The sequence below is a fragment of the Streptomyces niphimycinicus genome (assembly GCF_018883605.1).
GTDB classification, from domain to species: domain Bacteria; phylum Actinomycetota; class Actinomycetes; order Streptomycetales; family Streptomycetaceae; genus Streptomyces; species Streptomyces niphimycinicus.
On sequence record NZ_JAHLEM010000776.1, the window covers coordinates 1 to 8,987 of the forward strand.

Here is an 8,987-nt window from a genome sequence, read left to right on the forward strand (position 1 = left end):
GGGTGCGGCGCCGTTTCGCGCCTTCGGCGCAATTGAGCAGCGGCGGCGGTGGTGGGGGGCGCGGCGCCGCTGCCGGGCGCCGGGTTGGTGGGTGTGGGCGCCGGTGGCGGCCGCGCTGGTCGGGGGCTGGGGTCGGTGCCGGGCAGGCGGGGGGTTGGGGTACCCCTCTTGAAAGCGTTTGACAAATTAGTTGCTTCAGATCAAGCGTTTTTTCGAGGGGTACCCGGAGGGGGCCGTTGGCCCGAATGGCTCTTAGCCGCCGATCACGGGAGCCGCCACCCGGGTGCCGGGCAGGCGGGGGGTTGGGGTACCCCTCTTGAAAGCGTTTGACAAATTAGTTGCTTCAGATCAAGCGTTTTTTCGAGGGGTACCCGGAGGGGGCCGTTGGCCCGAATGGCTCTTAGCCGCCGATCACGGGAGCCGCCACCCGGGTGCGCTCCACTGGCCCGGTGGCCCGCGCAGATTTTTCGGAGGTGCCCCGCCCCAGGGCGGTCCGGCATCGGCCCGAGCTTCCGGGCGCAGGTGCCGCCACCAGCAGTCGCCCCACCGACCCGCCGGACGGAAGCGCGGCCTGCGACCGGCGGGCCGGAGGTGGCCCGCCCCGGCGGTGCGGCGTCTGCCTCAGCTTTCGGGCGCGGGTGCCGTCACCGACGCTTGCCCCCACCGGCCCGGCGGTCGGCGACGCAGCCCGCGCCGATTTCCCGGAATCGCCCCCGCTTCCGGTACTCCGGCATCGGCCTCAGCTCTCGGGCGCAGGCGCCGCCACCGGCGCTCGCGCTCACCGGCCCGGCGCCCGGCGACGCGGCCCGCGCCCCGCACCCCCGTCGCCGCTGCTCAATTGCGCCGAAGGCGCGAGACGAAGCCCGCAGCCATTCACCGGCAGTCCGGTATCTGCCTCAGCTCCCGGGCGCGGGGTGTCGCCACCGACCCGGCGGTCGGCGATGTTGCCCCGCGCCGATTGCCGGAGGTCTCCCGCCCCCGGCGGTTGGTATCGGCCCCGGCTCCCGGCCCCGGCTCCCGGGTGCGGGCGCAGGCGCCGCCACCGGCGCTCGCGCCAACCGGCCCGGCACCCGGCGGCGCCGCCGCCCATTCGCGTCGAAGGCGCGAGACGAAACCCGCACCCATTCACCCGCCCCGCAACCCGATAAAACAGGAAACGTGATCGTCTTCGTTGAGTAACGGCGGCGGTATTGCCAGAGTGGTCAGTGCGCTCTTACGTTCTTCAGAGCCGGATTCTACGTGCGTAGACACAGGTTGAGGAGCTCATCATGGCCAACCTCGTACGTGCCGCTCTCGTCCAGGCCACCTGGACCGGCGATACCGAATCGATGATCGCGAAGCATGAGGAATACGCCCGGCAGGCGGCCGCGCAGGGCGCCAAGGTGATCGGCTTCCAGGAGGTGTTCAATGCGCCGTACTTCTGCCAAGTGCAGGAGGCGGAGCACTACCGGTGGGCGGAGCCGGTGCCGGATGGGCCGACCGTGCGGCGGATGCGGGAGCTGGCGCGGGAGACCGGCATGGTGATCGTGGTGCCGGTCTTCGAGCTCGAGCAGTCGGGGTTCTACTACAACACCGCGGCCGTGATCGACGCCGACGGCAGCTATCTGGGCAAGTACCGCAAGCACCACATCCCGCAGGTCAAGGGGTTCTGGGAGAAGTACTACTTCAAGCCGGGGAACGTGGGCTGGCCGGTGTTCGACACCGCCGTGGGCAAGGTCGGGGTGTACATCTGCTACGACCGCCACTTCCCCGAGGGCTGGCGCGCCCTGGGCCTGGCCGGGGCGCAGCTCGTCTACAACCCCTCGGCCACCTCCCGCGGGCTCTCGGCCTACCTCTGGCAGCTCGAACAGCCCGCCGCGGCCGTCGCCAATGAGTACTTCATCGCCGCGATCAACCGCGTCGGCACCGAGGAGTACGGCGACAACGACTTCTACGGCACCAGCTACTTCGTCGATCCGCGCGGCCAGTTCGTCGGCGACGTGGCCAGTGACAAGGAGGAGGAGCTGATCATCCGCGACCTCGACTTCGGTCTGATCGACGAGGTGCGGCAGCAGTGGGCGTTCTACCGCGACCGGCGCCCCGACGCCTACGAGGGGCTGGTGAAGCCATGAGCAGCAGTAGCGAGGCCACGAGTGGCAGCAGCGAGGCCGTGAGCAGCGGCAGCGAGGCCGTGAGTAGCAGCAGCGAGGCCGTGAGCAGCGGCAGTGCCCCGAGCGACGGCAGCGGCCGCATCCACGCGGCCCTGCACACCCGGCACCGAGCCGTCCTCCCCGACTGGCTCGCCGTCTACTACCAGCGCCCCATCGAGATCACCCACGGCGAGGGCCGCCATGTCTGGGACGCCGAGGGCAACCGCTACCTCGACTTCTTCGGCGGCATCCTCACCACGATGACCGCGCACGCCCTCCCCGAGGTCACCAAGGCCATCAGCGAGCAGGCGGGCCGGATCCTGCACACCTCCACGCTCTACCTCGACCGGCCCATGGTCGACCTGGCCGAGCGGGTCGCCGCCCTGTCCGGCATTCCGGACGCGCGGGTCTTCTTCACCACCTCCGGCACCGAGGCCAATGACACGGCCCTGCTGCTCGCCACCACCTACCGCCGCTCCAACCAGATCCTGGCGATGCGCAACAGCTACCACGGCCGCTCCTTCTCGGCCGTCGGCATCACCGGCAACCGCGGCTGGTCGCCGACCAGCCTGTCGCCGCTCCAGACGCTGTATGTGCATGGCGGGGTGCGCACCCGGGGGCCGTTCGCCGGGCTGTCCGACGGGGAGTACATCAAGGCGTGCGTCGCCGATCTCGAGGACATCCTCGGCCAGGCGCACGGCAATGTCGCCGCGCTGATCGCCGAGCCGGTGCAGGGGGTCGGCGGCTTCACCTCGCCGCCCGACGGGCTGTTCGCCGCCTTCCGCGAGGTGCTCGACCGGCACGGCATTCTGTGGATCACCGATGAGGTGCAGACCGGCTGGGGCCGTACCGGCGACCACTTCTGGGGCTGGCAGGCGCACGACCGCTCCGGGCCGCCCGACATCCTCACCTTCGCCAAGGGCATCGGCAACGGCATGTCGATCGGCGGTGTCGTCGCCTCTGCCTCGGTCATGAACTGCCTGGACGCCAACTCCATCTCCACCTTCGGCGGCAGCCCCATCACGATGGCCGCCGGGCTGGCCAACCTCACCCACCTGGTCGAACACGATCTACAGGGCAACGCCCGCCGGGTCGGCGGACTGCTGATCGAGCGGCTGCGCGCCGCCTGCGCCGGTCTGGACACCGTGCGCGAGGTCCGTGGCCGGGGGCTGATGATCGGCATCGAGCTGGTCGAACCGGGCACCGGCGACCCGTACCCCGAGGGCGCGTCCGCCGTTCTGGAGGCCGCCCGGGAGGGCGGGCTGCTCATCGGCAAGGGCGGCGGGCACAACAGCAGCGTGCTGCGGATCGCCCCGCCGCTCAGCCTCACCGTCGCCGAGGCCGAGGAGGGCGCGGAGATCCTCGAGGCGGCCCTCAGGGCCACCCGGTCCGGAAGGAGCGTGAGCTGATGTCCCGTACCGTGATCCGCGGCGGGCTGGTCGTCACCGCCGCCGAGGAGACCCTGGCCGATGTGCTGATCGAGGACGGGAAGGTCGCCGCCCTCGCCTCGTCCGGCAGCGCGTACGCCCAAGGCTGGACGGCCGACCGTACGATCGACGCCACCGGCAAGTACGTCATCCCGGGCGGGGTCGACGGGCACACCCATATGGAGATGCCGTTCGGCGGCACCTTCGCCTCCGACACCTTCGAGACCGGTACCCGGGCGGCGGCCTGGGGCGGCACCACCACCATCGTGGACTTCGCCATCCAGACGGTGGGGCACGCCCTGCGCGAGGGGCTGGACGCCTGGCACCTCAAGGCGCGGGGCAACTGCGCCATCGACTACGGCTTCCACATGATCCTCTCCGATGTGAACGAGAGCGCGCTCAAGGAGATGGATCTCCTGGTGGGGGAGGGCGTGACCAGCTTCAAGCTGTTCATGGCCTATCCGGGGGTCTTCTACAGCGACGACGGGCAGATCCTGCGGGCCATGCAGCGCGCCTCCGCCAACGCCGGGCTGATCATGATGCACGCCGAGAACGGCATCGCCATCGACGTCCTGGTGGAACAGGCCCTGGCCGAGGGCAGGACCGACCCCCGCTACCACGGTGAGGTCCGCAAGGCGCTGCTGGAGTCGGAGGCGACCCATCGCGCCATCCAGCTCGCCCGGGTGGCCGGGGCCCCGCTGTATGTCGTCCATGTGTCGGCCCAGGAGGCCCTCGCGGAGCTGACGCAGGCGCGTGACCTGGGGCTTCCGGTCTTCGGTGAAACCTGTCCGCAGTATCTGTTCCTGTCCACGGACAATCTCGCCGAACCGGACTTCGAGGGCGCCAAGTACGTCTGCTCCACACCGCTTAGGCCCGTCGAGCACCAGGCCGCGCTGTGGCGGGGGCTGCGGACCAACGACCTCCAGGTGGTCTCCACCGACCACTGCCCGTTCTGCTTCACCGGGCAGAAGGAGCTGGGCCGGGGCGACTTCTCCAAGATCCCCAACGGTATGCCGGGCGTGGAGCACCGGATGGACCTGCTCCACCAGGCCGTGGTGGACGGCCATATCTCCCGCCGCCGCTGGATCGAGATCGCCTGCGCCACCCCGGCCAGGATGTTCGGCCTCTATCCGCGGAAGGGCACCATCGCGCCCGGGACCGACGCCGACATCGTCGTCTACGATCCGGCGGCCCAGCAGACCCTGTCCGCCGAGACCCACCATATGGACGTCGACTACTCGGCGTACGAGGGCAAGCGGATCACCGGGCAGGTCGAGACCGTGTTGTCGCGCGGTGTGCCCGTCATCGACCGGCGGAAGTACACCGGGCGGGCCGGGCACGGCCAGTTCCTCGTCCGCGACACCTGTCAGTACCTCGGCTGAGCCAGGGAGCGAGCATGGACTTCGGACTCGTCCTCCAGACCGATCCGCCCGCCTCGGCCGTCGTCGAGCTGATGCGCCGCGCCGAGCGCAACGGCTTCGGCTACGGCTGGACCTTCGACTCCGCCGTGCTGTGGCAGGAGCCGTTCGTCATCTACAGCCAGATCCTGGCCCGGACCGAGCGGCTGATCGTCGGCCCCATGGTCACCAATCCGGGCACCCGCACCTGGGAGGTGACCGCCTCCACCTTCGCCACCCTCAACGAGATGTACGGCAACCGCACCGTCTGCGGTATCGGCCGCGGTGACTCCGCGCTGCGGGTGGCCGGGCGCAAGCCCAACACCCTCGCCCGCCTCGGCGAGGCCATCGACGCCATCCGCGATCTGGCGGAGGGCAGGGAGGCCGTCGTGGACGGCAGCCCGATGCGCATCCCCTGGATCGAGGACGGCAGGCTGCCGGTGTGGATGGCGGCGTACGGCCCCAAGGCGCTCGCGCTGGCCGGGCAGAAGGCCGACGGATTCATCCTTCAGCTCGCCGACCCCTTCCTGACGGAGTGGATGGTCAAGGCGGTGCGCACCGCCGCCGCCGAGGCCGGGCGGGATCCGGACGCGGTCACCGTCTGCGTCGCCGCCCCCGCGTATATCGGCGACGACCTGGCCCACGCCCGAGAGCAGTGCCGCTGGTTCGGCGGCATGGTCGGCAACCATGTGGCCGACCTGGTCTCCCGCTACGGCGAGCACTCCGGCGCCGTGCCCGAGTCCCTGACCGCGTACATCAAGGAGCGGCACGGGTACGACTACGCGCACCACGGCCGCAGCGGCAATCCGGACACGGCCTTCGTCCCCGATGAGATCGTCGACCGGTTCTGCCTGCTCGGCCCGGCCGAGGCGCATATCGAGAAGCTGGAGCGGCTGCGGGCCCTGGGGGTCGACCAGTTCGCCGTCTACGCGATGCATGACGCGAAGGAGCGCACGCTCGACGCGTACGGCGAGCGGGTCATCCCCGCGCTCACCGGCTGAGCCGCTGACCGCTCAGCCGCGCAACCGCGTATCCGCACCCGTACGCCACATCTGCCGGCCGGCTGACCACCGGCCGGCATTCGGGCCTTCCGGGATCATTCGCCGTACCGTTCTCGCGATTCCGCCGCCCGGCCCGGCAAAGACCCTTTTCCCGAGGAAGGGTCAATTCCGTTTTGGGGTCCGGAGAACAAAGAGCACTCCCGTCCCTGAAACCTTCGAACATGGCTACAATCACCTCGGATTCTGTGCTCTGATATGCCGTCGGCTGAACGACTCCTTGTCAGAGAAGGGTTGGGTATGACGCAAACCGAGGTACCGATAGAAGTGGAGCTCAGAGGGCTCTACAAGGCCCATTATCGGTTTCAGTTCCTGAGCGCGGGATTCCAGTTGGGGCTCTTCGCGCTGGTGGAGAAGGAGCCCGGGCTGGCCGTACGGGAGATCGCCGCACGGCTGGACCTCAAGGAGCAGCCCACCCGCATCCTCCTTCTCGGTTGTACGGTATTCGGGCTTTTGGGCAAGGATGGCGAGGGTTACCGCACCACTCCGCTCTCGAAGCCGCTGACCGCGAACTTCGACGAGTCGCCCGCGTCCAACATTCCCTGGGAACAGCACGGTATCTACCGGGCGATGGCCTGGTTCTGTGAATCCCTCAAGGAAGACACCAACGTCGGACTGCGGCGGGAAATTCCGGGAACGGCGCCCACTCTCTACGGGCGGCTCGCCGAAAATCCCGAGCTGGAGAGCACATTCCACACCATGATGTCGTCGGTGAGCAGGCTCGTGGGCGCCGAACTGGGGGAGAAGCTGGACCTCTCGGGGTGCGGCCACCTCCTGGACATCGGCGGCGGAACGGCCATCAACGCCGCGAGCCTCGCCGCCCGCTGGCCGGACCTGCGCATCACCATCGCCGATCTGCCCTCCGTGGCGACCGCCGCCAACGAGAAGATCGGGAAGCTCGGGCTGGCCGACCGGGTGCGGGCGGTGAGCCTCGACGCCTTCCACGACGAGTTCCCGACCGGCTGCGACGGAGTGCTCTTCGCGCACTTCCTGGAGATCTGGTCCCCCGAGCGGATCCGGGCACTGCTCGCCAAGGCCGCCCGCGCCCTCCCGCCCGGCGGCGGGATCCATGTGGTCACCCCGCGCCAGGACGACGACGGCACCGGACCCGAGCGGGCGGCGATGCTGTCCGCCTACTTCCACACCATCGCCTCCGGCGAGGGCATGGTCTACACGGGCGCCGAGTACGAGCAGTGGTTCCGCGCGGTGGGCTTCGAGCCCACCGGACGGCTGCCCCTGGGCGCGGACACCGTCGTGATCAGCGGCCGCAAGGCGTAGCCGGCCGCAAGGCATAGCCGGCCGTAAGGCACAGTCCGGAACCAGGCGAGGCACCCCCGGCGGGCGGACCCTTCGATGCGGAGGTCGCGGCGGTCCGCACGCCGGGGCATGACCCGCCCCGACCCCGACCAGGAGGCGAACCATGGCCGGCGCCACGAGCCAAGCCACCCCGGGCGACGCGGAGGACGCGGACGACGCGGAGGACGCGGTCGGCGAGAGAGACGGCCCGCCGCCGCACCACCGCCACAAGTGGCTGATCCTGGGGATCTGCTGCATCAGCCTGTTCATGGTGGGCCTCGACACCACCATCGTGAACCTCGCCCTGCCGGCCATCCAGGACGATCTGGACGCCTCGCCCTCGGGGCTTCAGTGGACGGTGGACTCCTACACCGTGGTGCTCGCCAGTCTGCTGATGCTCTCCGGCTCCATGGCCGACCGGTTCGGCAGGCGCCGGACCTTCCAGACCGGGCTGCTGCTGTTCAGCCTGGGATCGCTGCTGTGCGGGCTCGCCACCGGCACCGGTTCGCTCATCGCCTTCCGGATGGTGCAGGCCATGGGCGGCGCCATGCTCAACCCCGTCGCGGTCTCGATCATCGCCAACACCTTCACCGACCTCAGGGAACGGGCCAGGGCGATCGGGCTGTGGGGCGCTGTCGCGGGGGTGAGCATCGCGCTGGGGCCCGTCGTCGGCGGTGCGCTGGTGGACTCGACCGGCTGGCAGGCCGTCTTCTGGGTCAACCTCCCCGTCGCCGCCCTCGCCCTCGTCCTCACCGCGCTCTTCGTCCCCGAGTCCAAGGCCCCGCGGCCGCACAGGCTCGATCCGGTGGGGCAGCTCCTGGTGATCGTGCTCTTCGCGACGCTCACGTTCGGCATCATCGAGGGCCCGGTCAGGGGTTGGGGCTCGGCGCAGATCGTCGGCTGCTTCACGGTGGCGGCCATCGCCGCCGCCACCCTCATCGGCTATGAACTCCGCCGCGCGGAACCGCTGCTGGACGTCCGCTTCTTCCGCAGCCCCTCCTTCAGCGGCGCCATCGCCTCGGCGGTGTGCGGTTTCGCCGCGCTCGCCGGGTTCCTCTTCCTCAACGCCCTGTACCTACAGGACGTACGGGACTTCTCCCCGCTGCACACCGGGCTGCTCACGCTGCCGATGGCCGCCATGACGCTGGTCTCCTCACCACTCGCGGGCCGTATCGTCGGCGCCCGCGGCCCGCGCATCCCCATGGTGATCGCCGGGGCCGGTACGGCGGGGTGCGGGCTGCTGCTGACCCGGGTGGGCGCGGACACCCCCATCTGGTACCTCGTGATCGCCTACGTGGCGTTCGGTATCGGCTTCGGCATGCTCGACGCCCCGCTCACGTACTCGGCCGTGTCCGGGATGCCACGCTCCCAGGCCGGGGTGGCCGCCGCGATCACCTCCACCGGCCGCCAGGTGGGTGCGGCCCTCGGCGTCGCCGTCCTCGGCTCGGTCTCCACCGCCCGGGTACACGGCCCCTTCGCCACCGGCTTCCCCGAGGCCAGCCATCTGGGCTGGGCGATCATGGCAGCCTGTGGTCTGGCCATAGTGACCCTGGCCCTACTCACCACCGGCCCCCGGACCCGCGACCCGGCAGCCCCCACCCCCAAACCACCCGCCGCCCGCCCCACCGAACGCGCGCGCTGACCCCTGCCCGTCCGGTGCCGCCCCGGGCACGCGGCAGC

General features: G+C 70.2%; 6 protein-coding genes. All 6 read left to right on the forward strand.

Features of this window, described 5'->3' with window-relative positions; genetic code table 11:
- Nucleotides 1-1,268 precede the first annotated feature (1,268 nt).
- The 6 genes from KN815_RS42440 to KN815_RS42465 all read left to right on the forward strand — a co-directional run bounded on the left by KN815_RS42440 (nucleotide 1,269) and on the right by KN815_RS42465 (nucleotide 8,949).
- Nucleotides 1,269-2,111 carry a nitrilase-related carbon-nitrogen hydrolase gene (locus KN815_RS42440; RefSeq protein ID WP_216347108.1) on the forward strand — a complete coding sequence of 281 codons (843 nt, stop codon included), beginning with the start codon at nucleotides 1,269-1,271 and terminating at the stop codon, nucleotides 2,109-2,111.
- On the forward strand, nucleotides 2,108-3,538 hold the full coding sequence (locus tag KN815_RS42445; protein WP_253209592.1) for an aspartate aminotransferase family protein: 1,431 nt from the start codon (nucleotides 2,108-2,110) through the stop codon (nucleotides 3,536-3,538). Before KN815_RS42440 ends, KN815_RS42445 begins: the two co-directional genes overlap by 4 nt.
- Nucleotides 3,535-4,938 carry a dihydropyrimidinase gene (hydA, locus tag KN815_RS42450; RefSeq protein WP_216347113.1) on the forward strand — a complete coding sequence of 468 codons (1,404 nt, stop codon included), beginning with the start codon at nucleotides 3,535-3,537 and terminating at the stop codon, nucleotides 4,936-4,938. The genes KN815_RS42445 and hydA overlap by 4 nt, the downstream gene beginning before the upstream one ends.
- Nucleotides 4,939-4,952: 14 nt before the next feature.
- Nucleotides 4,953-5,954, forward strand: coding sequence for a TIGR03842 family LLM class F420-dependent oxidoreductase (locus KN815_RS42455; protein ID WP_216347109.1), 1,002 nt, complete (start codon nucleotides 4,953-4,955; stop codon nucleotides 5,952-5,954).
- A gap of 297 nt (nucleotides 5,955-6,251) precedes the next feature.
- On the forward strand, nucleotides 6,252-7,289 hold the full coding sequence (locus KN815_RS42460) for a methyltransferase (RefSeq protein ID WP_216347110.1): 1,038 nt from the start codon (nucleotides 6,252-6,254) through the stop codon (nucleotides 7,287-7,289).
- 142 nt (nucleotides 7,290-7,431) lie between these two features.
- Nucleotides 7,432-8,949 (forward strand): MFS transporter, encoded by a 1,518-nt coding sequence (locus KN815_RS42465; RefSeq protein WP_216347111.1) that lies wholly within the window; start codon nucleotides 7,432-7,434, stop codon nucleotides 8,947-8,949.
- The last annotated feature ends 38 nt before the right edge of the window (nucleotides 8,950-8,987 follow it).